The following is a 26,538-nucleotide window of genomic DNA, read 5'->3' on the forward strand; positions in this document are numbered from 1 at the left end:
GAAAATGACGAGCTTGTTTCGGGGATTGTGGGCCGATGGTACACAAAACAGGCGTATGGCTGGCAAACCGCTCGTGTACCGGGCGATCCTTGCGGGCACGTGTCTTTCCACAGCGCTGCTTTTGAGCGAAGCGGTTGCGAACGCGCAAACCGCGACCAAGGCCAAAGAAGAAGCATCTTCCGAGGCGAGCGCCAAGAAAAAGGCAGCGGAAGCAGCCGTCGAGACGGGTGCTGACGGAGCCGTCAAACTCAAACAAATCGTTGTCACGGCGACCGGGTTCGAACAGAACATCACCGACGCGCCCGCAAGTATCACCGTGATTCCCGGAGAAGAGCTGGAAAAAGGCGTCTATCGCGATCTGACGGACGCTCTAAAAGATGTGCAAGGCGTAGCTGTAACCGGTCCCGCGGCTGAAAAGGACATCTTCATTCGCGGTCTTCCCGGCTCTTACACGCTGCTTCTGGTAGACGGCAAACGGCAGAGCACCCGCGACGCCCGCACCAACGGCAATTCCGGTTTCGAACAGAGCTTCCTGCCACCGGCGAACGCCATTGAACGGATCGAAGTCATTCGCGGCCCGATGTCCTCGCTTTACGGATCGGACGCCATGGGCGGTGTTATCAACGTGATCACCAAAAAGGTGTCGGACACGTGGAGCGGCTCTTTCTCGGTCGACGGCACGGTACAGCAGCACTCCAAATTCGGAAACTCATTGCAAGGCTCCTACTATATGACCGGGCCGCTGGTTCCCAATCTTGTAGGCGTTCAGCTCTGGGGGCGTGGTCTCAAGCGGCAGGAAGACAATATCGTCAGCGGCACGCCTGAGCAGAAGGATATCGACATCACGGGACGTGTCACGATCACGCCGAATGAAGATCACGATATCATGCTCGAATTGGGAAAGACGCGCCTTCGCCGCGACTCCACCGTTGGCAATACGGCAGCGTCGGGTTCGGACTCCTACAACTACAATGATCGCGATCATTGGTCTATCAGCCACACCGGCCGCTGGGGTCCGACAACATCGGAGTTCTCGTTCCAGCAGGAATGGGCGGAGCGCACCAATTTCAACTGGGACAAGAAGACGAAGAGCTATGTCGAGAATCTACGTTCTCCGCACATCCGCAACTCTGTGCTCGATGGCAAGTTCACGACGCCGTTTGAATTCTACGGAAATCACACCCTGGTAACAGGTGGGCAGTTCATGCAATCGGTGCTCACCGATCAAAACCCGGGACGCCGCACCGGTCTGGACGAGGAATTCAGTGTCCGCCAGTGGGCGCTCTTTGCCGAAGACGAATGGTGGATCACCCCGGACTTCGCCCTGACGGGTGGCCTGCGCATGGATGACCATGAGATTTATGGATCGCATTTCAGCCCGCGCGGCTATGCCGTCTGGCACGCAACTGAACAGTTGACGTTCAAGGGCGGCATCTCCACAGGTTTCCGCGCACCAGAACTGCGCACTATCGCCCCGGGATACGCTTATACGACGGGCGGGGCGGGATGCTCATACGGTCCTAACGGCACCTGTGGCGTGATCATCGGCGATCCGGACCTGCAGCCAGAAAAGAGCACGAGCTATGAAGCGAGTGTTCTCTGGGACAATCAGTCCGGCCTTCGTCTGGGCGCAACGTATTTCTACACGGATTTCAAGGACAAGATCAGCAATGCATTGATCACGGATGCGAACGGTGATCCTGTTCGCTGGAGCGAAGATCCCAATTATCGCCTCTGGTACAGCTTCAATATCGATGAAGCCGTGATGCAGGGTGTGGAACTCACCTTCAACTGGGAAGCAACCGACACGATCACCTTACGCGGTAACTATACCTACACCGACTCCGAACAGCAGACGGGTGATTACAAGGGCTTGCCTCTGGCACGCACGCCGAAGCACATGGCGAGCCTGCGTGCGGACTGGATAACGCCGGTTGAAGGCCTGAGCGCATGGGCAGCCGGTAACTACCACGGCGAAGAAACCAATGCGGGCGCGCGTATCGGAACAGCCGGCGAACCGGTTTACAGAAACGGCAAGGTGGTCGCCCGTAAATACAAGCCCTATGCGACCTTCGATATTGGCGGGTCTTATGACTTCAGCGAGAATGTCACCTTGAATGCCGCCGTTTACAACATCTTCGACAAGAAGGTGGACGTGGATGACTTCAATTCAGTCGTCGATGGGCGTCGTCTCTGGGTCGGAATGACTTCCCGCTTCTAGGATTGCAAGCCAAGACGCCTGCCCCAACGGCTGGCGCCTTCCACTGATGGGATGCTCCTATGAGCGTAGTGACGATGATCGTAAAATGGGTGTGCCTGACAATGACGGGGATACTTACCGCTTCAACCGTGCAAGCTGCCGAGCCTGTCACTTCGTCGTTTGACATGGAGGCCAATGGCATTGCCTATCGTATATTCACTGCTGCCCCCAAAGGTGCGGCACCCGAAGGCGGTTACCCGGTTATATACATGATTGACGGCAATCGCACGTTGCCGATTGCTGCAAAACGTATGGCGGAAAACCCAGCATTGAAAGCTGTCGTTGTCGGCATCGGCTACCCCACCGACAATCCGGAAGAAATTGTCCGGCTGAGATATTTCGACCTCACCCCTCCCACGCGCGATGATCTGATCCCGGTTCACTTCAATGTACCGAAGACAGGAGGACGAGAGGCCTTCTTCAACTTCATCGAAAATCAGGTGAAGCCTGAGATCGAAAAGCGTTTCAACATCGACAAAGACCGGCAGGCTTTGTTCGGGCACTCTCTGGGCGGGTTGTTTACACTATATGCCCTGTTCAACCACCCGGCTTCCTTCCAGAGTTATAGTGCAGCAGACCCATCGATCTGGTGGAATGACCGCTCAATTTTGAAAGATAAGGATCAGTTCGTCACGAGTTCCAAGGATAGCCCTCGCCCCATCCGCTTGCTTATAGAAACCTCGGGCAAACGTGGTAACCGGCCTGGCCAGACGAAGCAGGATGATGACCGGTTGAAGAAACTGCGCGGCGGGCCCTCTGGTGCGGATATCTTCAAGGAGCTTTCTGAACTGCCGCAAATGGATGCAGCATTCCGTCGTTTTGAAAATGAGAGCCACGGATCAATGATACCGTTAACGGTAGAAGACAGCCTCGATTTCATCCTGCTCGGAAAAGCTCCCATCGTCAAAAACAACTGAATTTTACCTCTCCGTCTTTGACGGCGAAGATACTTGACTATAAAGCACAGGATTGATGAAAGGATCGAACACCATGCTGAATATCGCTCAACAGGTTTCCCGCTTGTGTGGTGCCGCTGTCGTGGCACTTGGCGTCGCTGCATCTGCAAATGCCGCGGATTTGACCGTCAAGCATGCCCAAGGTGAAACAGCGGTTCCAGCCTCACCGACAAAAGTACTGGTTTTCGATCTTGGCACCCTCGACAATCTTGACCGTCTCGGCGTCAAAGTAACCGGCGTTCCCAGCGGCATATCGTTTCCTGAATATATGAAGAAATATCAGGGCGATGAATACGTAAAGATCGGCACATTGTTCGAGCCTGATTATGAGGCCGTCAACGCGGCAGAGCCTGATCTCATCATCGTGGCAGGCCGTTCAGCCGCCAAATACGGTGAACTTTCGAAAATCGCACCTACGATTGATCTCACCACCAACGCGAAAAACTTTATCGTCGACACTGAAGCCAATGTGGAAAAGCTTGGCCAGATTTTCGGAAAGGAAGCAAAAGCAAAGGCTGAAGTCGAAAAGCTTGATGCTGCGCTTGCTGCCCTGAAGGAAAAGGCTGCCAATAAGGGTACAGGGCTTCTTATCCTCACATCCGGCGGAAAGATCAGCGCCTATGGTCCTGGTTCGCGCTTCGGAGTCCTTCACGAGAGCTTCGGCGTCAAGCCGGCAGCGCCAGACCTTTCCACTGGCAACCATGGCCAGCCTGCCAGTTCGGAATTCATCCTGGAAACCAATCCGGACTGGTTGTTCGTCATTGACCGCGATGCGGCGATTGGTCGGGAAGGCAATTCGGCCAAGCAGGTTCTCGACAACGACCTCGTGCGCCAGACCAATGCCTGGAAGAAGGATCAGGTCGTCTATCTGAACGCTCAGAACTGGTATCTCGTCGGAGGCGGCCTCGGTGCGCTTCACGGCACGGTTGATCAGCTTTCGCAGGCTTTCGACAAGGCAAAGTGACAGCTTTCCAAACCCAATTCGATCGGGCCGCCATCGGTGGCCCGAATTCGTAATCAGGCAATAGAACAGGAAATGCGTGTGAAGGGACTTGCAGCAGCCGTTATCGTTGTTGCCGTACTGGCTGTCATAAGCCTGTTCATCGGCGTCAGCGAGGTATCGCTGAGTACGCTTTTTGGGGCAGGAAGCACAGACCGTGCCACTGAAGTTCTGCTCATCAGCCGCATTCCGCGCACTCTTGCTATCATTCTGGCGGGCATGTCCATGGCCGTTTCGGGAATGATCATGCAAATGCTGACCCGAAACCGCTTCGTTGAACCGTCAACGGCTGGCACAGTGGAATCCGCGGGTCTCGGCATTCTTCTGGTTATACTGTTCGCACCGGAGACGCCGGTTATTGGCAAAATGCTGGTTGCATCCGTCACAGCGCTTGCTGGAACAGCCCTGTTCCTTCGTATTCTTCGTACAATTCCATTGCGTTCCGTTCTTGTCGTGCCCTTGGTCGGCATCATGCTTGGTGGTGTTGTCAACGCGATCACCACCTTCATTGCTTATCGCTTTGACCTCCTGCAATCGCTCAATTCCTGGACGACCGGCGACTTCTCCGGCGTTCTTCGCGGGCGCTACGAATTGCTCTGGTTCGCGTTCAGCCTGACTGTCATCGCCTATATCGCCGCCGACCGCTTTACGGTCGCGGGACTAGGCGAGGATTTCACCACCAACCTTGGGCTCAACTACCGCCGCGTGGTCACACTTGGCCTAATCATCGTCTCGATGGTCAGTGCATCGGTCGTCGTGACGGTTGGCATGATACCTTTCCTGGGGCTTATCGTTCCCAATGTCGTCAGCATGTTCATGGGTGACAATATGCGGCGCGCGGTGCCATGGGTTGCGGTGCTCGGCGCAGGGCTCGTTCTTGCCTGCGACATCGTCGGACGGTTGGTCCGCTTCCCCTACGAAATCCCGATCGGAACGATGATGGGTGTCGTAGGGAGCGTCCTGTTCCTCTACCTTCTGTTGCGGCGAGGTTCACGCCTTGCTTAAGCGCCCCACCCTGAACCTCACGCTGCTTTGCCTGCTCACGTTGCTTACAGTCGCCGCATTCATGACTGTCGGCGCAAAAGGAAGCTGGTCCTTTATCCTGTCCTTCCGCGGTACCAAACTTGCAGCCATGTTACTGGTTGCTTATTCGATTGCAGTTTCGACGGTCTTGTTCCAGACGGTCACGAACAACCGCATCCTGACGCCCTCGATCATGGGCTTCGATGCGCTCTATATCCTGATCCAGACCGTGGTGGTCTTCTTCTTCGGCGCTGTCCATATGGACTGGCTCGGACCGAACATTCGATTTCTCGCAGAAACCGCCATCATGGTGGTTTTCGCCGGGACGCTCTATTACTGGCTTTTCTCGGGCGCCACACGCAGCCTGCATCTCGTTATGCTCGTCGGCATTGTCTGCGGTGTGTTTTTCCGCAGCATTTCCAACCTGATGCAGCGGATGCTCGATCCAAATCTTTTCGCCGTCCTGCAAGACCGGTTTTTCGCAAGCTTCAACACCATCAACAGCGACATTCTGATAATGTCGGCCGTTATCGTTGTTGCAGTTTCGCTCTACGGCCTGCGCTTTATTCACGTCTTTGACGTGCTGTCTCTCGGGCGCGACGCCGCGATCAATCTTGGCGTCGATCACCAGCGGATCGTGCGCAAGATCCTGTTCATGGTCACGGTGCTGGTTTCCGTTTCCACCGCACTGGTCGGGCCCATTACCTTCTTCGGCCTGCTGGTGGCCAACCTGGCCTACATGATTGCAGGTTCGGCAAAGCACCGAATTATACTGCCGGTAGCGGCCCTGCTTGCAGTCTTCTGCCTCGTGGGCGGACAGACCATTCTTGAACGTGTCTTCTCATTCAATTCCGCACTCAGCGTCATTATCGAGTTTCTGGGCGGCCTAGTCTTCATCATCCTTCTCGTCAGGGGGGCACGCGCGTTGATAGAAATCAGCCAAGTCAGCAAATCCTACAATGGCACCCCGGTTGTGGATGATGTGTCCCTGAAACTGCCAGCACGCGGCATAACCTCGATCATCGGTCCGAACGGTGCGGGAAAATCTACCCTACTCTCCATGATGAGCCGTCTCCTGCCTATGGACAAAGGGCGGGTTACCGTAGACGGACTCGACGTTTCGACCACATTGGGTGACGTGCTGGCAAAACGGCTGTCGATACTGCGGCAGGAGAACGCAATCAATTCCCGCCTGACCGTGCGTGATCTCGTAACTTTCGGCCGTTATCCCTATTCCAAGGGTCGCCCGAATAATGAGGATCGCAAACATGTCGAACAGGCCATCGGCTATCTCGGCCTTGACGATTTAAGCGGACGTTTTCTGGATGAGCTTTCCGGCGGGCAGCGCCAACGCGCCTTCGTGGCGATGGTTCTCTGCCAGGACACGGACTACGTGCTGTTGGATGAACCGCTCAACAATCTCGACATGAAGCATTCGGCTTCAATGATGAAGCTGCTGCGCCGGGCGGCGGATGAACTTGGAAAAACGGTCGTTCTGGTTCTGCACGACATCAATTTCGCCTCATGCTACTCCGACCATATCGTTGCCATGCGCCACGGCAAGGTCGTCCATCAGGGAAACCCGGACGAACTCATTCATCCGGAAATCCTCGAAGACATTTACGAGATGGAGATTGCCGTCGAAATCATCGGCGGGAAGCGTATCGGCGTTTATTATCTTTAAAGCGCCGATCTGATCCAATCGGATCGAAACGCGCTCTAAGCAACCGCGCTGGACGGAAACAGTGCCTGCAAGGCATCGTATGATGCCAGAACCGTTTCCATTTGCGCGGTATGTCCTTTGACGAACGCATCCCCATAAATCGTTTCATCAGGATATTCGGTAATCAGCGTCAGCGGCACGGTGTGTCGATCATCCACACCGACAAGGCATGGGAAACCGTTGATAATGCGGAAACCCGTTTCACCGGCATGTTGCTCGAAAAGCCTGATCTGGGCGTTGTTATACGCAACCAGCCCGTCGATAGCCGCCAGATGCTTCGTTACCCGGTCTATCAGTTCCTCCGCTTGCCGCTCCCATGAAGCGTGATGACGGATGATGAGGAAAAAGCCCTTTGGCAGGGTCCACATGGCAAAAGAACGCGGCACATAACCCGATAGCGGGCGCGTCCATTCATGCGACGGATAGCCGTGCAGATTGACATGCAGTTTTGCGCCTGTGAGCTTTTCCGCCTCAACGCGGATAGCCTTTTCGTAAAGCCCCTCGCCTTTGCGATACTCCAGATCGTCACCGAGCGCCGTATAGCGGGCAGCATGATGCATATGATGCGGTTGCAAGGCGCAAAGCCGTTTGTGGATTTCGTATCCGTCGGGGTTTTCCTGCGGTGAAATCGTGAAATGGGCGCTTTCACGCGAGATCAGCCGGTTGGCCGCACGCAGTGCGCCGACGACACCCGTGGTCTCGTTGGCATGTTGACCTGCGCTGATCATCATCGCCGCGTCGCTGCCCTGGATATAGGTCGCGCGAACGCTCCGACCTGCACGGCTTTTTGCCTCAAAGGGCAGGCCACCTAGCGCGATAATCTCACGCTTGATCTGATCTGCGGAAAGTGGCGCCTGAGCCTCTCCCAGCACCTGTTCAGCGGTCACTGCATCAGCTGTGGCAAGCGGACGTGTTTCGACCCTGACTGAAGGAGCCGCATCGTGAAAGCGGACTTCCGGTACGATCTGGCCCGGTTGCAAACCACGATCCCCGACCGGACGGCCGGACTTTTTCTGGAAAACTTCGAGCAGCGAGAAATAGATATCCTCGTGCATGGCTTCGGTGAGGCTGAGCCTTTCCTCATCGTAAGGCAGGCGGCGGTCGGTGATCGGTAGGCTGACTGCAATATTCAGTTCGTCAAAATAGGGTTCGCCATGCTTCCAGTCATGCGCGGCGATAGCCGAGATCGTATCGTGGAACAGCTTTTCGTATGATGTTTCAAAGCGTTCGCTATCAGTTCTGCCATGATGCGTGATGGACAGCCAGCCAGTCGGCGAAACCAGCGTTTCGCCGATGAAATCCTCGTGCACGCGGTTTGGAGCAAAAACCCGGTGGTTCTCGCTGTTACCATCGGCAAAAAGCAGATCAACTTCATAGTGAAAGTCGTCTTTCCCAGAAGCGGCGAAAGTGACATCCACCCCCGGCAGCAGCGCGGACAACGGATAAGTCTCCAGGAGAAAGCGGTTCTGCACGCAGGCGTCATGACGAGGATAGCGGATCGCAGCCGACCTCAGCGTGACGCTATCCACCTCTTCAAGAAAGAAGTGAAGGAGTGGTTTGTAGGCAGAACGGAATCGTGCCTCGACACCTGCTTCACGCAGCTTCATTTCGGCGGCAAAGCGGCTCGGCTGGTCGTCGAACAACCAGGCTTCCATCTTCGCGCCGCGCATTTCCGGTTTCATAAAACGTTCGACAAGCGCGTGAACGGTGCGGGGATAGGTTTTCTCAAAAAGCACGCTCATCGTGAAGTCCTGCCTGTTGGATCGAGGCTATCGCGCAGCCAGTCTCCAAGGAGATTGAGGCCTAGCACAGTGAACAGAATGGCGAGACCCGGAAATATGCTCACCCACCAGGCGGTTTGGAGATAAGTACGCCCGTCGGCCAACATGCCGCCCCAACTCGGGATAGTCGGATCAACACCGAGGCCAAGGAAGGTCAAGCTCGATTCCAGCAGGATGTTGTTTGCGACATTGAGAGTCATGAGCACGATCACCGGACCGAGCAAGTTCGGTAGCAAGTGCTGGAAAATGATGCGCCAATCCTTCACGCCGATAGCGCGGGCCGACAGGATGAATTCCCGCTCGCGTAGCGATAGTACCGAGCCCCGCACAAGTCGCGCATATTGCACACATTGCGAGACGATCAGCAGAATGATGGTGTTGAATAACCCGCCGCCCAGAATGGCCATGACCGTAATGGCGAGCAGGATAAACGGCATAGCCAACTGCACATCGACAAAGCGCATCAGCGCCATATCCCAGAAGCCGCGATAATAACCGGCGACAAGGCCCATGACCGTGCCGATGACAACGGAGCCGATCACCGAAACAAAACCGACAAACAGCGAAACCTTGCCGCCGGTGACGACACGCGCCAGCACATCACGGCCCAGCGGATCGGTCCCGAAAATATGTGCCGGATTGACAAATGGCGGCGTCAGGCGCGCCAGAAGATCGATCTTGTTAGCGCCACCGGGAAAGAGATAGCCCGAGAAAACCACAGCCAGACAAATACAGCCGGTGAGCACGACACCGACGATGAACTCAAGGCTCGCAAAACGCGAAAACAGAACGGATGAAGTCTTGGTCGCCATCGGTCCTACTCCGTGCGAATACGCGGATCGACAAGCCCGTAGGCGATGTCCACGAGAAGATTGACGCCGATGATCAGCATGGAAAGGATCGCGATAGTGGCCTGCAGAACGGGATAATCGCGCCCTGCCACGGCGTCAAAGGCGAGTGTGCCCATGCCTGGCCAGTTGAACACCCGCTCGACTACCACGATGCCGCCGAGAAGGCCGCCGAACTGAAGGCCGAGATAAGTGATCAGCGGGATCGCGCAATTGCGTAGCGCGTGCTTGTAGAGAACCTTGTTCTCGCTCAATCCCTTGGCCCGTGCCACCATGATATATTGCGATTGCAACGTTTCCAGCATCGACGTGCGCACGAGACGGACATTCGTTGCCGTCAGGATGATACCCATTGTGAGCGCCGGCATGATGAAGCTCGCAACGCCGCTCATGCCGCTTGGCGGCAGCCACTGCAGTGAGATGCCGAAAAGCAGCACCAGCATGGTCGCCAGCCAGAAATTAGGAAAGGAAAGGCCCACCAGCGAGCAAATGCGGATCAACTGGTCGGCCCATTTTCCGCGGGACACGGCCGCCTTGATCCCAAGCGGGACGGAAATCACGATGGAAACGAACAGTGAAGCGAAAGCAAGCATCAGCGTAGCAGGTAAGGCGCCAGCCACCAGCGTCGATACGGGTGTACCGCCGAGGAAACTGCGCCCCAGATCCATCGTGAACAGGCCCTTCAGGAACTGCCAGTATTGAACGAAGAACGGCTGGTTGAGACCAAGACCTTCGCGGATGCGTGCAAGATCGGCTTCGGTGATACTGCCCGCACCTTGCGTCAGCATCAATGCCGGATCGCCCGTCAGGCGGACCGCGAAAGCGACAAGCAGCGTCATCGCGACGAGCACAAATAACGCCTGCAAAATTCGTTTAATCAGAAATCCGGCCACCAGTGCGCCTCCGCAATGCTGCGGCAAGCCGGACATATCCGGCTCGCCGTATTGTCATTCTTGCTTACTCAACGGTAACGTCCGTCAACCGCAGACGGCTGTCGGGAACCGGAACGAAGTTCTTCACGCGCTTGTTGACGCCGAAGATCGCCTTGAGGTTATAGAGCGGCATTTCGAGTGCGCGGTCGGCTGCGTAATGCGCGATTTCCTGCAGGAGCTTTTCACGCTCCCCACGGTCAAGAACCGAACGCTGTGCTTCGAGCATCTTGTCCAGCTTTTCGTCCTTGTCGTAGGGATTCCACTTCTCGCCGGAATGATACATCGAATAGGCAGTGTTGTCGTAGTCGAAGGTCCAACCGCCCCAGGACTGCTGGAACATGGCACCCGTCTTGCCCTGCGGGATGATGTCGTTCAAAAGGACGTTGGTATCGTAAGGCTTGATGGTTGCGTTGATACCAACCATTTGCAGGAAACTCGCAACTGCCTGCGCCACTTCATTGAAGCTTGCCTCCTGCCCGCGCACATCGATCTGCACGGTTGCGCCGGGTTGAACGCCCGCTTCTTCGAGAAGCTTCTTCGCACCTTCCGGATCGTAAGGCAGCGGCTTCATATTCGGATCGAAGCCGAAGGATAACGAGCCCTGAAAGCTGGCAATCGCTTCCGCCTGACCTGCCAGAATGGACTGAATGATCGCATCGCGATCCACCGCCATAATCAGCGCCTTGCGCACGCGTTCGTCTTTGGTGATGCCGTCAGCGGTATTGAAGCGCAAGGCATAAACCGTAGGCCCAGAAGCGGTGACCAGCTCCAGTTTTGGGTCGCCCTGAATTGTCGGGATCATTCCAATTGGAATGGTTGGCGGGATAACCAGATCGACGCGACCGGCCTGAAGTTCGGCAACGGCGGTCGAAGGCTCGGTTATGAAGCGATATTCGAGTTCCGAAAGCTTCGGCGCACCACCCCAATGGTCTGCGAAAGCCTCAAGCTTGATGTTTACCTTCGGCTCATATGAGACGAACTTGAACGGCCCGGTCCCCACCGGGTGCATATTGAAATAATCGTCGCCCTTTTCCTGAATGTACTTTGGCGGAACAATCATGCCGCCGTAACCGGCCAGCTTGGTGATAAGAACCGGATCGGGCGCCTTCAGATGAAAATCGACGGTTTTTTCGTCGATCACTTCCACCTTTTCGATTGCAATATAGTTGGAACGCTGAGGACCTTTCGCTCCTTCATCGCCCAACAGACGCTCGAAGGTGAATTTGACGGCGTCCGCATTAAAAGGCTCACCGTTCTGGAACTTGACGTTCTCGCGGAGATGGAAGCGAATGCGCTTGCCCTTGTCCAGTTCTTCCCACGAAGTCGCGAGTGCCGGGACAATCTTGAGGTCCGGTCCACGATAGACAAGGCCATCGAAAATATTGGTGGCGACAGAAGCCCAATTGACGAGGAAAGTGTCGATCGGGTCCCAACTGCCCGGGTCCTGCGGGGACGAAATGGTGAGCTTTCCGGCAGCGAACGCCGGAGCAGATGCAAACACAGCCGTCGACAATGCGGAAGCCATGAAAACGGCTTTGAGTGTTTTCCTTATCATTGTTTTCCCCTTTGGGTTTCGTTAAGCTTTTATGGTTCAGGCAGTTTCAGCTACAAAATGCCCGGCTGCGACCTCGCGATGTTTATAAATCGCCGGTTTGTCGTCGATCAGGCGGGTCGTGCTTGGAATTTCACCTTCCAGCGCAGGTCGCTTGGTCCGCGCAGTCGGATCGGCAATCGGCACAGCCGACAGAAGCCGCTTCGTGTAAGAATGTGATGGGGTTTCGAAAACCTGCTGGCGCGAACCAAGCTCCATGATCTGGCCGAGATAGAGAACCGCGACCCGATGGCTCATCTTCTCGACCACCGCCATGTCATGACTGATGAAGAGATAGGCCAGATCGTGCTCTTTCTGCAGGTCCATGAACAGATTGATGACCTGCGCCTGAATGGAGACATCCAGCGCTGAAAGCGCTTCGTCGGCAATGATGAGCTTCGGCCTGGAAGCAAGCGCACGCGCAATGCAAACGCGTTGACGCTGACCGCCCGAAAACTCATGCGGATAGCGCCTGGCGTGTTCCGGGCCAAGACCGACACGCTCCAGCAACTCCGCAACGCGCGCATTGATCGCCTTGTCATTATCGAGAAGGCCATGCGTACGGATGGGTTCGGCAATGGAAAAGCCGATCGTCTTGCGTGGGTCGAGCGATGCGAACGGATCCTGAAAGATATATTGGACTTCACGGCGCATTGCATAGCGTTCGGCCGCGCTCATTGCCGAATATGCCTTGCCGTTGAAGCGAATATCCCCGGACAATGGTGTCTGAAGTTGCTGGATTGTGCGCCCTATGGTCGACTTGCCCGAACCGGATTCACCAACCAGCGCCAGTGTCTCGCCCGGATAGATATCGAAGGCGACATTCGATACCGCGTTGCAGACATGCGTGATCTTGCCGAACAGGTTCTTCTTGATCGGGAAGCGCACATAGAGATCGTCAACAGAGAGGAGAGGCTTGCTATCGTAGCGCGCAGTGTCCTGATTGCGCTCCTCCCCTGCCACCACCGGCACACCGTCGCGCATGGTCATGACCGGCATTCGCTTGGGAAAGGCTTCGCCCGTCATGCTGCCAAGTTTCGGCACCGCCGACAGCAGCGTTTTGGTATAGGCATGCTGCGGCTTTGAGAAAATCTGTCCGACTGGACCTTCCTCTACCTTTTTACCCTTCCACATCACGATGACATCGTCGGCCATTTCCGCCACCACACCCATGTCATGCGTGATGAAAATTACCGCCATTTCAAGCTCTTGCTGCAACTCCCTGATAATGTGCAGTATCTGGGCCTGAATGGTCACATCGAGAGCGGTCGTCGGCTCGTCGGCAATCAACAATTTCGGGCGGCAGGCGAGCGCCATGGCGATCATGACACGCTGACGCATACCGCCGGAGAGTTGGTGCGGATAGCGCTTCAACAGTCCTTCCGCATCCGGAAGCCGCACCATTTCGAGAAGTCGCTTGCCTTCTGCAAGCGCCGCCTGCTGGGTCATGCCCTCGTGCAGCATCAGAACTTCGGATATCTGGTTGCCGATAGTGAAAACCGGGTTTAGCGAAGTCATCGGCTCCTGGAAGATCATGGCGATCTCCTTGCCGCGAATGCTTCGCATCGTCTTCTGGTCAGCCTTGAGCAGATCGCGCTCGCCCAACATAATTCGACCTGAGGGGAACTTCGCGCCGCTCATATCGGCAAGCCGCATGATGGAAAGCGACGTAATCGACTTGCCTGAACCGGATTCCCCCACCACAGCCAACGTCCGACCGGGATGGACCGAAAAGCTCAAATCGTCAACGACACGGCTTGCCCCAAATTCGACACTGAGGCCATCGACGGTCAGCAAAGGCTTTGAAACTGGCTCACTCAATTCGGTTCCGCTCAAACTCTGACCCTCTTAAAGTGTGATGGCAGACCGCGTGGCCTGATTGAATGCGCCGGACATGAATCGCAAAAGGGCCGCCACCTCCGAAAGCGTTTCTTCCGAAGGTCGTGCATTGGAAGTGGAATCGACCAGAAGACGCTCCCGAATCTGCGCATAACGCGCACAAGCTTCGGCCCCCTTGGCGGTGATCTTTACCGTTTTTTCCTTGGCAGCCTTGCCGGTGGTCAGCAAGCCGGCACTTTCAAGCTTGCGAATGGCATAAGTTGCAATGTGCGTGTCTTCAATATCGAGAACGAGGCAGATATCGGCCAGTTTCTTTTCGCGATCCCGATGGCGGATCGAGTGGAGAATAAGCACTTCGATAGGGGAAAGACCCGGCAATCCTGCCGCAGCCATGCAACGTACCATCCAACGGGAAAACGCATGAGACGCGAGAATAAGGCCATACTCGACCTCGGACATGCCGGGTGAACCGCCTTCAGCGAGATGGGCGGATGAAACGATGGGGCCAATCGAAGCAACAGGACGCAGATGCTTGGGCAGCGCAACTTCCTCGAAACTCGCTTCCCGAATCTCGGTGGAGAACGTCGCAGTTACTTCACCGTCCCTTTTCTTCCCCATTCTTGCTGCTCCCTCATTTATGTGTATTTTATGTCACCATCTTATCGACATTTTGTCAATAAAGTGGGACTATGAAATTCTGAAAAGATGTCAAAATGCACCAGTTGCATTGGATGAGGGAGCCGATAATGAGCGGAACGGGACGTGGAGTATGGGATTTCTGGATCGACCGCGGCGGCACATTTACCGACGTTATCGGGCGCGATCCACAGGGCCAGCTTCATGCGCGCAAGGTTCTCTCCGAAAACCCGTCTGCCTATAAGGATGCTGCCGTCCAGGGCATTCGCCTACATCTGAGCCTGAAAGCCGGCGATCCGGTCCCCGCCGGAATCATCGGAGAAGTCCGTATGGGCACGACAGTCGCCACCAATGCGCTGCTGGAGCGCAAGGGCGAGCGGCTGGCGCTGGTGACCACCAGAGGCTTTCGCGATGCGCTGCGCATCGGCTATCAGGAACGCAAGAACATCTTTGCAACCGAGATCATCAAGCCGGAGGCGCTCTACGAAAAGGTGATCGAACTGAATGAGCGCGTACAGGCTGACGGGACAATTGAAACGGCGCTAGATCCCGCCGAAGCCGAAAGCGCACTGGTCGCACTGAAAGAACAGGGCTACAAATCCATCGCCATCGCCCTCATGCATGCTTATAAGTTCCCCGCGCATGAGGCTGAAATTGCTCGCATTGCGCGCGACCTTGGCTTTGAGCAGGTCTCTGTCAGCCATGAAGTTTCGCCGCTGATCAAGCTGGTCGGACGGGGCGACACCACCGTCGTTGATGCATATCTGTCACCCGTTCTCCGCCGCTACGTTGCACAGGTATCAAACGAACTGGATGTCGAGCGCACCGGCGCGCGCGTCATGTTCATGATGTCGTCGGGCGGCCTTACGGCGGCGGATCTCTTTCAGGGCAAGGACGCCATCCTCTCCGGTCCGGCGGGCGGTGTCGTCGGTCTCGCCCGCACCGGCGAAACGGCCGGTTTCCCGAAAGTCATCGGCTTCGACATGGGCGGCACTTCTACAGACGTGGCCCATTTCGACGGCGAATATGAACGTGCTTTCGAGACGGAAGTGGCTGGTGTTCGTGTTCGCGCACCCATGATGCTGATCCACACGGTTGCCGCTGGCGGTGGCTCGATCCTGCATTACGACGCCGGGCGCTTCCGTGTCGGTCCGGATTCGGCAGGCGCCAACCCGGGCCCGGCCTGCTATCGTAATGGCGGACCTCTCGCAGTCACCGACGCCAACGTCATGCTTGGCAAGCTGCTGCCGGAATTTTTCCCGGCGATCTTTGGCCCTGAACAGAACCAGCCTCTAGACGTTGAGCGGGTGCGCGAACTCTTCACCGCGCTCGCTGCCGAAATCGGTGACGGTCGTTCGCCTGAAGCAGTGGCGGACGGTTTTATCCGAATTGCGGTGGCCAATATGGTTGAGGCCATCAAGAAAATCTCAGTCCAGCGCGGATACGATGTGACGCGCTATGCCCTCAACTGCTTTGGTGGAGCTGGGGGCCAGCATGCGTGTCTCGTGGCGGACGCGCTCGGCATGAAAAGTATCCTTCTTCATCCGATGTCGGGGCTCCTGTCAGCGTATGGCATGGGCCTTGCTGATATTCGCGCCACGCGCCAAAAAGCGCTTGGCGTCCCACTCGATATCGACGCTCCAAAAGCGTTGAAGGAGCTAGGCGAAGAACTTGCGCAGGAATGCGTTGCCGAACTCACTATACAAGGCATCGAAGCAGATGCCATTGAACGACATCTGCGCGCTCACATCCGCTATGCAGGCACCGATACGGTCCTCTCCGTTGAAGCCACCTTCCCCGAAGAGGACAGCGCCGACCGTCTTCGCGCCGAGTTTGAAGCCGCGCATAAGCGCCGTTTCGGCTTCATTGCGGAAAACAAGGCTCTCGTTATCGATGCTGTCGAAGTAGAAGCCGTTGGCGGCGGCGCGGGTGAAACCGAAAGCGCGCAATCACTTGAGAGCGATCTGGAAGCCGCAACAGCCGAGCGGACACGCTTCTTCTCGCAAGGCGAATTGCACGATGCGGGCGTTGTCTTGCGCGAACAGATGCAGCGCGGCCAGACTGTTACCGGCCCGGCGATCATTATCGAGAAGAACCAGACAATCGTCATCGAAGACGGATGGCAGGCGCGTCTGAGCGCCCATGACCACGTGGTGCTGACACGTATCAAGGCGCTTCCCGCCCGTACGGCCATCGGCACTGAAGCCGATCCCGTCATGCTTGAGATTTTCAACAATCTCTTCATGTCCATCGCCGAACAGATGGGCGTGACGCTTCAGAACACTGCCTATTCGGTCAATATCAAGGAGCGTCTCGACTTCTCCTGCGCTGTTTTCGATGCTGCAGGCAATCTCGTTGCAAATGCGCCTCATATGCCGGTGCACCTGGGCTCCATGGACGCATCGGTTGCCACCGCCATTCGCGAAAACAGCGAGATCAAGCCCGGTGATGTATTCCTCATCAACGCCCCATATAATGGCGGCACTCACCTTCCCGACCTCACCGTCTGCACGCCGGTCTTCGACGATGACAATCGTGTAATCCGGTTTTGGGTCGCAAGCCGTGGACATCACGCGGATATTGGCGGCATTTCGCCGGGATCCATGTCGCCGCTTGCGGTCAATATCGAGCAGGAAGGCGTCTATATCGACAATTTCAAGCTGGTGGCCCGGGGTACGTTCCGGGAAGATGCACTGGCTGATCTGTTGACCGGCGCAACCTATCCTGTCCGCAACCTGACCCAGAACGTCAACGATTTGAAGGCGCAGATAGCAGCCAACGAAAAGGGTGTTGCCGAGCTGAAAAAGATGATCGGGCTTTTCGGCGAGGATGTCGTGAAGGCTTACATGGGCCATGTTCAGGACAATGCTGCCGAGAGCGTGCGCCGAGTGCTGGACAAGCTGCCGGATGGCCATTTCACCTATGAAATGGATCAGGGTTGCAAGATCGAAGTGCGAGTTACGATCGACAAGGAAAAGCGTGAAGCGACTGTCGATTTCACTGGCACGTCCGAACAGCGTTCCGACAATTTCAACGCACCACAACCTGTTACCCGTGCGGCTGTGCTCTATGTGTTCCGCGTGCTGGTCGAAGGCGACATTCCGATGAATGCGGGTTGCCTGCGCCCGATCAAGATTATCGTGCCGGAAGGCTCCATGCTTTCACCACGCTATCCGGCAGCGGTCGTGGCCGGAAATGTCGAGGTAAGTCAGGCTGTTACCAACTGTCTGTTTGGCGCGACCAGGGCGATGGCCGCAGCCCAAGGCACCATGAACAATCTGACATTCGGCAACGACGAATATCAATATTACGAAACCATCTGCTCGGGCGCACCAGCCGGCCCCGGCTTCAATGGCGCGGATGCGGTGCATACACATATGACCAATTCACGCCTGACCGACCCGGAAATTCTTGAAACCCGTTTTCCGGTATTGCTGGAAGATTTCCACATTCGGGAAGGATCGGGCGGCAAGGGCAAATGGAGCGCTGGCGACGGCACCAAGCGCACGATCCGGGCATTGAAGAGGCTGGAATTCGCCATTCTCTCCGGGCATCGCCGCGTGGCGCCCTTCGGCCTCGATGGCGGCGAGGCGGGACAAACCGGCCGTAACGAAGTGCGCCGCGGGGACGGTTCGGTTGAAGTGCTTGGCAATTGCGACCAGACCGTTCTGGAGGCAGGTGAAGCCTTCACCGTCGTCACACCGACCGGTGGCGGGTACGGAAAACCGGAATAATCCGACATTCTAAAGATTTCGCCGCCTTCAAGGCGGCGTTTTCATTTCGAGGCATACCTTAGCGAGCCAGAATCCCGACGATCAATGGAAGCGTCTTCCTGTTTCTCATCTGGACAAATACCCCAGATGGAATACAATTTCATCCTGTCGCTGATAATTAGAAATAAACTCTCAATTGAGGGACGTTGCGACCCGGTTTCGACGCATCATTAGAATTAAATTTCTGCGATCAATAGGACATCAACCAGATCACGGATACCACAATGAAATTCGCTCAGATTCTCGCTACCGCAGGCATCATTCAGGCAGTTCTCCTCACTGGCGCAATGGCCGGAGAAAATCTCGACGCCATCAAGTCGGCTGGTGTCTTGAAAATTGGGACTGAAGGCACCTATGCGCCGTTTACCTATCACGACAAGGACAACAAGCTCGTTGGTTTCGACGTCGAAATCGGTGAAGCGGTTGCCGCCAAGCTCGGCGTTAAGCCGGAATTCGTTGAAGGCAAATGGGATGGTCTCATCGCAGGTCTTGATGCCAAGCGTTATGACGCCGTCATCAATCAGGTAGGCATTACCGAAGAACGCCAGAAGAAATTCAACTTCTCCAATCCCTATATCGTTTCGAAGGTCGTTCTGATCGTCAACGACAAGAACGATACGATCAAGGACTTTGCGGATCTCAAGGGCAAGAAATCGGCTCAGTCCCTCACCAGCAACTATGGGAAACTGGCGAAGGAAGCTGGCGCCGAACTCGTTGCTACTGATGGCTTCGACCAGTCGATCCAGCTGGTTTTGACCGGCCGCGCCGACGCCACACTTAATGACAGCTTGTCATTCCTCGATTTCAAGAAGCACCAACCGAAGGCACCGGTCAAGGTTGTCGCCGAAAAGGAAAATGCGGATGCGTCCGGCATTATTGTCCGCAAGGGCGACGACGAACTCGTGGCGGCCATCAACAAGGCCCTCGATGAAATCAAGGCCGACGGCACCTACGACAAGATTTCGCAGAAATATTTTGGCCAGGACGTCTCCAAGTAAGCGTCGTCTCGGTTCATGCCGCGAAGCCGGAAGCTACTTCCGGCTTCGTTTTATTGTGAGCGCGAAAAACTATTCCAACGACATGAATGCCAGACTGTATAAGATATGAGCGCCCAGCTTCATTTCAGTCTGACGCTTAGATATTGATGAGGAGCCGAAGAACGTGCCCGACTGGCTTCAACTAATGGCGGAGTCCCTGCCCACCCTTCTGTGGGCTGGATTGATTTTCACCATCCCCCTCACTCTTTTGTCCTTTGCTTTCGGCCTTACGTTGGGCCTGTTGACAGCACTTGTACGGCTATTCGCGCCGCTCTGGCTTTCGTCCATCGCCCGCTTTTATGTCTGGATATTCCGCGGCACACCACTGCTTGTGCAGTTGTTCGTAATCTTTTACGGCCTGCCCAGTGCAGGCATCTATCTGGATGCTTTTCCTGCGGCGGTAATCGGCTTCACCCTAAGCGTCGGCGCCTATAGTTCGGAGATAATCCGGGCTGTGATATCAGCCGTTCCGAAAGGTCAATGGGAAGCCGCTTATTCCATCGGGATGAGTTGGCGTCAGGCCCTCTCGCGCACCATTCTGCCACAGGCGACCCGTACGGCAGTACCACCGCTTTCCAATTCCTTCATTTCCCTGGTGAAGGATACCTCGCTCGCCGCCGCAATCACAGTGCCGGAGCTTTTCCAATCAGCACAACGCATCGTGGCCACCACTTATGAACCTCTCATCCTCTATATCGAAGCGGCTCTGATCTATCTGGTGATGAGTTCCGTTCTCTCTGCCCTGCAGGTACGGCTGGAACGACGCTTCGGTCGCTATGGCGGCACGCTGGAGACAAACGCATGATCGAGCTGCAACACATCGTGAAGCGTTTTGACGACGCGGTCATTCTCAACGACATCAACGTTGCAATTGCAGAGGGAACGGTAACCGCGCTTGTGGGCCCGTCCGGCGGCGGCAAGAGCACGCTGTTGCGCTGCATCAATCTGCTGGAGGTACCGACCTCCGGCACTCTTGTTCTGGGTGGCCAGAGCCTCAGCTTCGAGCCTGACCGCAAGCCCAGCTGGCAAGCGATCCAGTCAATCCGCCGCCAGACGGGTATGGTTTTTCAGAACTTCCAGCTCTTTCCACACCAGACAGCGATCCAGAATGTGATGGAAGGACTCGTTACCGTCCTGAAATGGCCGAAGGACAGGGCCAAGGAACGTGCGATGGAACTGCTCACGAAAGTGGGCATGGCGCACAAGGCAGATGCCTGGCCTTCGACCCTTTCCGGTGGACAGCAGCAACGCATCGCTATTGCGCGTGCACTGGCACCCTCGCCGCGTGTGCTGTTATGCGACGAACCTACCTCGGCGCTCGACCCCGAGTTGGCATCAGAGGTCGTTGATGTTCTGAGCAAGCTCGCCCGGGAAGGCACAACCATGGTGATCGCGACACATGATCTGCGGCTTGCATCGAAGATTGCAAAAAATGTCGTCTTCCTCGAGTCGGGCAATATTGTTGAAACCGGCTCCGCACACGAAGTTTTCACCCGGCCTACGCGTGAGCGCACGAAACAATTCGTCGCGACAATCAACGCAGCCCATACTTACGATATTTAACCTGTAGCCAGGTCGGTTCCGTAAGGGCTTTCGCCACCAGCGAAAGCCCTCGGCACGCCGTTGGTTCAAATTTCATACGTGTATTCGAAATTTTCCGGCGGCTCCCGACAGCCTGCCCCTTGGTAAAACAGAAAACCACTGTTACATTATGCACAACGTAGAAATTGAAGCGCCTTGCTTGCGTCCTCACAGGTTCGCGCGGCGCCATAAGGACAAGAACCTTGAAGAACCCCGACGAGCGCACCGCAGAAACGGTGCATCAAGGGGCGTCCGGCGGACAATCGGGCAATTCGCAAGCCTGGAATCCGTCCGATAACGGCAAGCGCAGACCGCGCAAAAAAGCCGTTGCAGATATCGGTAATGCCCGTAGTGCATCCGATTCAGGACGCTCAAAAGCACAGGACGAAACCGAAGGCACGAGTTCGCAGGCCCAGCGTAAACGTGCGCGTCGGCGTCGGCGCGGCAAGTCCGTGCCAGCCCTTGAAACCTCGTCACAAAAGCCAGCCGCTACAGATCCGGGCAACAACCAACAGCGGTCTTCCGGGAAAATCTCGAATCGCCGCCGGCGTGCACGTAAAAAGAAGCAATCGCGGCAACTTGGTGCTCAGACGCCGCCGGCAGCTGAAGTATCGGTCAAGACTTCGCATAATGCTGTGCGTGCAGAGAACCCGCACGTCCCTGTCCAAAACAAGCGTAAGGGCACCAATGGCCAGACGCCCAGAGCCAGCAACGGCGTGCAGCACGACAAGGGTGATGCCCCCCTTTACGCAGCTTTGGATCTCGGCACCAACAATTGCCGGTTGCTGGTAGCATCCCCGACAAGACCTGGTCAGTTCCGGGTCGTGGATGCGTTTTCGCGGATTGTGCGGCTTGGGGAAGGCTTGAGCGCCACCGGTCGGCTCAGTGACAATGCAATGGATCGCGCAGTGGAAGCGCTGAAGATTTGCCGCGACAAACTGGCAGGGAAAAAAATCAGACGGTCGAGGCTGATCGCGACCGAAGCCTGCCGTTCGGCATCGAATGGCGAGCAGTTTCTGGAACGAGTCCGTGCGGAAACCGGTCTTGAACTGGAGATCGTGGACCGGCAAACAGAGGCCCGCCTGGCAGTTTCTGGGTGCGGCACTCTGGTAACTCGTGAAACGGATGCCGTGGTGTTGTTCGATATTGGCGGCGGTTCTTCAGAAATCGCCCTGATCGATGTTTCCCGTCGACGGTCCCCACGCCTTGCCGAGCACATCATGGCCTGGACGTCTCTTCCCGTCGGCGTCGTGACGCTGGCAGAACGTTTCGGCGGACGGAATGTCACGCAGGAAAGCTTCGATTCCATGGTTTCCCATGTAACCGATCTGCTTGCGCAATTTGCCGAGCGGCAGTGCCTTGGGAACCTTACCGCCAGCCCGCGCTTCCATCTGCTTGGCACATCCGGAACTGTGACCACTCTGGCCGGAATACATCTCGGACTTGAACGCTACGACCGTCGGCGAGTCGACGGAATGTGGATGGGCGCCGAAGACGTAACGCAAATGACCAACCGCCTGCTGTCGTGGGATTTTGATGCACGCGTAGCCAACCCGTGTATTGGCGCGGATCGCGCCGATCTGGTATTGGCAGGCTGTGCTATCCTTGACGCAATACGCAAAGTGTGGCCGAGCGAGAAGCTACTCGTTGCCGACCGTGGTCTGCGTGAAGGCATTTTGACCGAACTGATGTCGCGCGATGGCGCATGGCGGCACAATCGCGCAACAGGCGCTAGAAACAGGCACTGATGATGAGCAAGACAGGCGGCAATAAAAGCGGAGTGAAAACTGGCGGTCGCGGGGGCGCGGGCTCCAGCAATCTGCAGGTGCGCGTGAAGAAAAAGGCAGGCACGATCAAGGAATCGTCGCGCCGTTGGCTTCAACGCCACCTGAACGATCCTTACGTGCATAAGTCCAAGCAAGACGGCTATCGTTCACGTGCGGCCTACAAGCTCATTGAAATCAACGACCGTTATAATCTGCTCAAAAAAGGCCAAAAGATCATCGATCTCGGGGCCGCGCCGGGCGGGTGGTCCCAAATTGCGGCCAAGGTTGTCGGTTCAACCGACGAAGACCCGCACGTCGTTGGCATAGACTATCTCCACGTCGATCCCCTTCCCGGCGTCGTTCTGCTGGAAATGGATTTTCTGGACGACGAAGCACCGCGGAAGCTGATGGAAGCTCTGGGAGACAAACCCGATCTGGTCATTTCGGACATGGCTGCCCCGACCACCGGCCACCGCCGTACCGATCATCTGCGCACCGTACATCTTTGCGAAGTCGCTGCCGATTTTGCCATTTCGGTTCTAAAGCCGGGTGGACATTTTCTTACAAAGACTTTCCAGGGCGGCACCGAAAACGAACTCCTGGCACTGCTCAAGCAGAAATTCCGCTCTGTGCATCATGTAAAGCCACCGGCATCCCGCGCCGAGTCCGTGGAGCTTTATCTGCTCGCTCGCGATTTCAAGGGCTAAGGCTTATTTTCCAGTGGAGGTACTCGCAGCTTCTATTGTTGCGTGCTCCTCGCTACGGTGTTTCTTGACGGTCGGCGCGGCTAGTTCCTTGCCAGCATCCGGCGCAAGCCGGGCAAACCAGAGAAAAGCCAAGGCCGAAACAGCGGCAACCACGAAGAAGCCGATGTGGAAATCTACGAGTTCGAGGTGGGCTCTGCGAAGAGATGTGCTGATCTCCAGAATACCACCTGCCAATGCGACCCCGATAGCGATGGAAACCTGCTGGGCAACGGCCGTGATGGGCGTAGCCTGACTGGTCTTTTCGTCGGGTATTTCCGCAAAGGCCAGCGCGTTGACCCCGGTGAAGAACAATGAGCGCGCAAAGCCTCCCACCAACAGAAAACCAATGATGATCCAGTAAGGCGTCGTTGGCGTAAACAGCCCATTGACCGCAATGAAGCAGGCCGAGATCAAAGAACCTGCCATCAGGGCGCGCCGGAAACCGACAAGGACAAAGATGCGCTTTGCACCGAATTTCATGCTGATCGCGCCAATTGCCGACACAAATGTCATCATGCCCGATTGAAAGGGTGTGAGACCGAAACCCAGCTGAAACATCAACGGCAACAGAAACGGAATGGCACCAATCCCAAACCGGAAAATGCTGCCACCAATAACCGCTGCGCGGAACACCTGATTATCAAAAAGCTTCAGGTTCAACAAAGGGTCGTCGACCCTTTTCGCATGCTGTAGATACAGAACCGTGCAGACGACACCGATTGCAAGGGTGGTAAAACCAACCGCAGGCGGCAAAGCTGGCAGACTGACTACCGACAGTCCGAACACCACCCCGGACATGGCGATGCCCGAAAGAAAAAAACCTGTCCAATCAAGTCGCTTTACGATGCGCTCGTCGTTATCTGGAAGGAACCGGCTGGCAAACCAGATCCCCACGAAACCGATCGGCACGTTGATGAGGAAAATCCAATGCCAGGTCAGGAATGTCGTGATGAAGCCGCCCACCGGCGGGCCGACAAGCGGCCCGACCATCGCAGGGATTGTCAGCCAGGCCATGGCTGAAACGAGTTCACTGCGTGGGGTCGAACGAATAAGGACGAGACGCCCAACGGGGGTCATCATCGCGCCGCCCATGCCCTGCAAAAACCGTGAAATGACGAAAGCGGTGAGTGAATTCGATGCGGCGCAAGCAACGGACCCAACCACGAACACCGCTATCGCCGCCCGAAACACATTCTTGGCTCCAAAACGATCAGCCATCCAGCCGCTGACGGGAATAAAAACCGCGAGCGCAACAAGGTAAGCCGTCAGCGCCAGCTTGAGCGCAATGGGGCTTGTGCCGATATCGGCTGCGATAGCGGGAAGCGAAGTCGAGATGACATTCGAATCCATCTGCTCCATGAACAGGGCTATGGCCAACACGAGAGGAATGATGCGATTCACGATGATATTCCGAATAAACGGGCACGAAAGGATCGGCAATTCTATGTAGCGCCCAACTAATTATTGCTAGCCGAACGGCGTCACAATGCAGTGAATGCGCGATAAAATCAGTCATTTCTCGCGGTTTAGGCTCAAGACGATCGCCGTAGACCGGCACCGGAATGCCTCACGCGAGATTTCAGCCGTTCACATTTGTGTAAAACAGGGTTGCGCTTCCCGTAACAGCTTGTTACATTTCGTTACAGTTTCACGAAGCTTCGAACCGGGTGGGGGGCCGCTCCGGTTCAAGGAGGTAGGAAATGAACGATATTACAAGAACCGCTATCATCTATGGAATGATGATCATTTCGCTCAACACTGCCCTCGCAGTCGGTCTTCTCGGACTTGATTTCCTGCGTTAACGCGCCCCAAGCAAGTTTTTGCCCTCCAGGCACTCATGAAAAAGAGCGTTTCCATTCATTGGAAGCGCTCTTTTCATTTCCAGCGGTTGAAATGCGCAACCCCGAGACTGCCCTGTCCGAGCCACGGGTCAGAGAATGCGGGCCTGACTGTTCGGATCGAAGAAAACCGACTTGTCGAGATTGAAAGCCAGCCGGGCCGGCTGCCCTGCGGTGATGCGGGCATCGGCGCGTAGACGTGCCACGACATGCTTGCCGCCCAGACGCGTGACCGCGAACGTGTCGGAGCCCGCCGGCTCGACAACGTCGATAAGGCAGTCGCCTTCCACGATTGCGTCGGCATTGCGGTCTGCTCCATCGGGATCGGTCAATGCCTCGGGGCGGATGCCGAACACGATATCCTTGCCTTCATAGGCACCGAGACCCTGCGGTGCTGTCTTCAACGGAAGCTTGAGCGGTTCGCCCTCACCGCGCTTGAGATTAATCGCATAACCCGAACCATTTTTTTCGACCTGTGCTGTCAGCAAATTCATTGCTGGGGAGCCCATGAAATCGGCAACGAACATGTTGGACGGGTTATTATAAATCTCGGCCGGCGTGCCGAACTGCTGCAAGATTCCATCCTTCAGGACTGCAATCTGGGTAGCCAGCGTCATCGCCTCGATCTGATCGTGCGTCACATATACGATCGTGGTCTTCATCCGGCTATGCAGCCGTTTGATTTCCGTGCGCATATCAACGCGCAGTTTTGCGTCGAGATTCGATAGCGGTTCATCAAAAAGGAAGACCTGAGGATTGCGCACCAGAGCACGCCCCATGGCCACGCGCTGACGTTGGCCACCGGAAAGCTGGCTCGGCTTGCGATCCAGCAAATGACCGATCTGGAGTATGTCGGCGACTTCCTGAATAGCCTTGTCACGCTCGGCCTTTGGAACCTTGCGAATTTCCATGCCGAAAGCGATGTTCCCGGCAACCGTCATATTCGGGTAAAGCGCATAGGACTGGAAGACCATTGCAATATCGCGCTGCGACGGATGCAGCCCTGCAATAGACTTGCCGTTGATTGAGATGTCCCCGGAAGTGATGGGCTCAAGCCCAGCAATCGTGTTGAGCAGCGTGGACTTGCCGCAGCCGGACGGCCCGACGAGAACCAGAAAACCGCCTTCGTCGATCTCGATATTGATATCCTTCAAAACCGAAACATTGCCGTAGGACTTGTAGAGGTCGGATATTTTCAGAAAAGACAT

19 protein-coding genes and 1 pseudogene are annotated in these 26,538 nt (G+C 56.0%); 12 read left to right on the plus strand and 8 right to left on the minus strand.

Annotated features, from left to right (window positions below; genetic code table 11):
* Nucleotides 1-55 precede the first annotated feature (55 nt).
* The 6 genes and pseudogenes from OINT_RS16650 (at nt 56) to OINT_RS16675 (ending at nt 6,923) form a co-directional block, all read left to right on the plus strand.
* Nucleotides 56-2,221, plus strand: a complete 2,166-nt coding sequence (locus OINT_RS16650) for a TonB-dependent receptor domain-containing protein (protein ID WP_006472645.1) — start codon at nt 56-58, stop codon at nt 2,219-2,221.
* 59 nt (nt 2,222-2,280) lie between these two features.
* Complete coding sequence (locus OINT_RS16655; RefSeq protein ID WP_006469049.1) at nt 2,281-3,177, plus strand: alpha/beta hydrolase; 897 nt, start codon at nt 2,281-2,283, stop codon at nt 3,175-3,177.
* 55 nt (nt 3,178-3,232) lie between these two features.
* Complete coding sequence (locus tag OINT_RS16660) at nt 3,233-4,180, plus strand: siderophore ABC transporter substrate-binding protein (protein ID WP_006472647.1); 948 nt, start codon at nt 3,233-3,235, stop codon at nt 4,178-4,180.
* A 78-nt stretch (nt 4,181-4,258) separates the two neighbouring features.
* The gene (locus OINT_RS16665; protein WP_006472648.1) at nt 4,259-5,221 is read left to right on the plus strand and encodes an ABC transporter permease; all 963 of its coding nucleotides are present in this window, start codon (nt 4,259-4,261) and stop codon (nt 5,219-5,221) included.
* Nucleotides 5,214-6,155: pseudogene (locus OINT_RS16670) on the plus strand (iron chelate uptake ABC transporter family permease subunit); the annotation flags it as partial. The gene OINT_RS16665 and the pseudogene OINT_RS16670, both read left to right, overlap by 8 nt.
* Before the next feature lie 9 nt (nt 6,156-6,164).
* Nucleotides 6,165-6,923: an iron ABC transporter ATP-binding protein gene (locus OINT_RS16675; protein ID WP_006472650.1), complete on the plus strand. Its 759-nt coding sequence runs from the start codon at nt 6,165-6,167 to the stop codon at nt 6,921-6,923.
* Nucleotides 6,924-6,958: 35 nt separating this feature from the next.
* Here the strand turns inward: OINT_RS16675 and OINT_RS16680 are convergent, their stop codons facing one another.
* From OINT_RS16680 to OINT_RS16705, 6 genes are all read right to left on the minus strand, one after another.
* A complete protein-coding gene (locus OINT_RS16680; RefSeq protein ID WP_006469053.1) occupies nt 6,959-8,704 on the minus strand; it encodes a M14 family metallopeptidase in 1,746 nt (581 codons plus the stop codon).
* Nucleotides 8,701-9,555: an ABC transporter permease gene (locus OINT_RS16685; RefSeq protein WP_006469054.1), complete on the minus strand. Its 855-nt coding sequence runs from the start codon at nt 9,553-9,555 to the stop codon at nt 8,701-8,703. The genes OINT_RS16680 and OINT_RS16685 overlap by 4 nt, the downstream gene beginning before the upstream one ends.
* A gap of 5 nt (nt 9,556-9,560) precedes the next feature.
* Complete coding sequence (locus tag OINT_RS16690) at nt 9,561-10,484, minus strand: ABC transporter permease (protein WP_031346976.1); 924 nt, start codon at nt 10,482-10,484, stop codon at nt 9,561-9,563.
* A 64-nt stretch (nt 10,485-10,548) separates the two neighbouring features.
* Entirely contained in the window at nt 10,549-12,078 is a 1,530-nt protein-coding gene (locus OINT_RS16695; protein ID WP_006469056.1) for an ABC transporter substrate-binding protein, read from the minus strand.
* A gap of 36 nt (nt 12,079-12,114) precedes the next feature.
* A complete protein-coding gene (locus OINT_RS16700) occupies nt 12,115-13,950 on the minus strand; it encodes an ABC transporter ATP-binding protein (protein WP_006469057.1) in 1,836 nt (611 codons plus the stop codon).
* Nucleotides 13,951-13,962: 12 nt separating this feature from the next.
* The gene (locus tag OINT_RS16705; RefSeq protein WP_006469058.1) at nt 13,963-14,571 is read right to left on the minus strand and encodes a winged helix DNA-binding protein; all 609 of its coding nucleotides are present in this window, start codon (nt 14,569-14,571) and stop codon (nt 13,963-13,965) included.
* A gap of 113 nt (nt 14,572-14,684) precedes the next feature.
* Here OINT_RS16705 and OINT_RS16710 point away from each other — a divergent pair, with 113 nt between their 5' ends.
* The 6 genes from OINT_RS16710 to OINT_RS16735 all read left to right on the plus strand — a co-directional run bounded on the left by OINT_RS16710 (nt 14,685) and on the right by OINT_RS16735 (nt 23,453).
* Entirely contained in the window at nt 14,685-18,323 is a 3,639-nt protein-coding gene (locus OINT_RS16710) for a hydantoinase B/oxoprolinase family protein (RefSeq protein ID WP_172491089.1), read from the plus strand.
* Between the two features lie 263 nt (nt 18,324-18,586).
* Complete coding sequence (locus OINT_RS16715; protein WP_006469060.1) at nt 18,587-19,360, plus strand: amino acid ABC transporter substrate-binding protein; 774 nt, start codon at nt 18,587-18,589, stop codon at nt 19,358-19,360.
* 163 nt (nt 19,361-19,523) lie between these two features.
* The gene (locus OINT_RS16720; RefSeq protein ID WP_006469061.1) at nt 19,524-20,204 is read left to right on the plus strand and encodes an ABC transporter permease subunit; all 681 of its coding nucleotides are present in this window, start codon (nt 19,524-19,526) and stop codon (nt 20,202-20,204) included.
* Nucleotides 20,201-20,962 (plus strand): amino acid ABC transporter ATP-binding protein, encoded by a 762-nt coding sequence (locus tag OINT_RS16725; RefSeq protein WP_006469062.1) that lies wholly within the window; start codon nt 20,201-20,203, stop codon nt 20,960-20,962. The genes OINT_RS16720 and OINT_RS16725 overlap by 4 nt, the downstream gene beginning before the upstream one ends.
* 221 nt (nt 20,963-21,183) lie before the next feature.
* A complete protein-coding gene (locus OINT_RS16730) occupies nt 21,184-22,728 on the plus strand; it encodes a Ppx/GppA phosphatase family protein (protein WP_006469063.1) in 1,545 nt (514 codons plus the stop codon).
* A 2-nt stretch (nt 22,729-22,730) separates the two neighbouring features.
* Nucleotides 22,731-23,453, plus strand: coding sequence for an RlmE family RNA methyltransferase (locus OINT_RS16735; protein WP_006472653.1), 723 nt, complete (start codon nt 22,731-22,733; stop codon nt 23,451-23,453).
* 3 nt (nt 23,454-23,456) lie between these two features.
* Here OINT_RS16735 and OINT_RS16740 read toward each other — a convergent pair whose 3' ends face one another.
* Together OINT_RS16740 and OINT_RS16745 are read right to left on the minus strand one after the other, a co-directional pair.
* Nucleotides 23,457-24,893 carry a DHA2 family efflux MFS transporter permease subunit gene (locus OINT_RS16740; protein WP_006472654.1) on the minus strand — a complete coding sequence of 479 codons (1,437 nt, stop codon included), beginning with the start codon at nt 24,891-24,893 and terminating at the stop codon, nt 23,457-23,459.
* Between the two features lie 529 nt (nt 24,894-25,422).
* Nucleotides 25,423-26,538, minus strand: coding sequence for an ABC transporter ATP-binding protein (locus tag OINT_RS16745; RefSeq protein WP_006472655.1), 1,116 nt, complete (start codon nt 26,536-26,538; stop codon nt 25,423-25,425).

This window comes from Brucella intermedia LMG 3301 (assembly GCF_000182645.1).
GTDB classification, from domain to species: Bacteria; Pseudomonadota; Alphaproteobacteria; order Rhizobiales; family Rhizobiaceae; genus Brucella; species Brucella intermedia.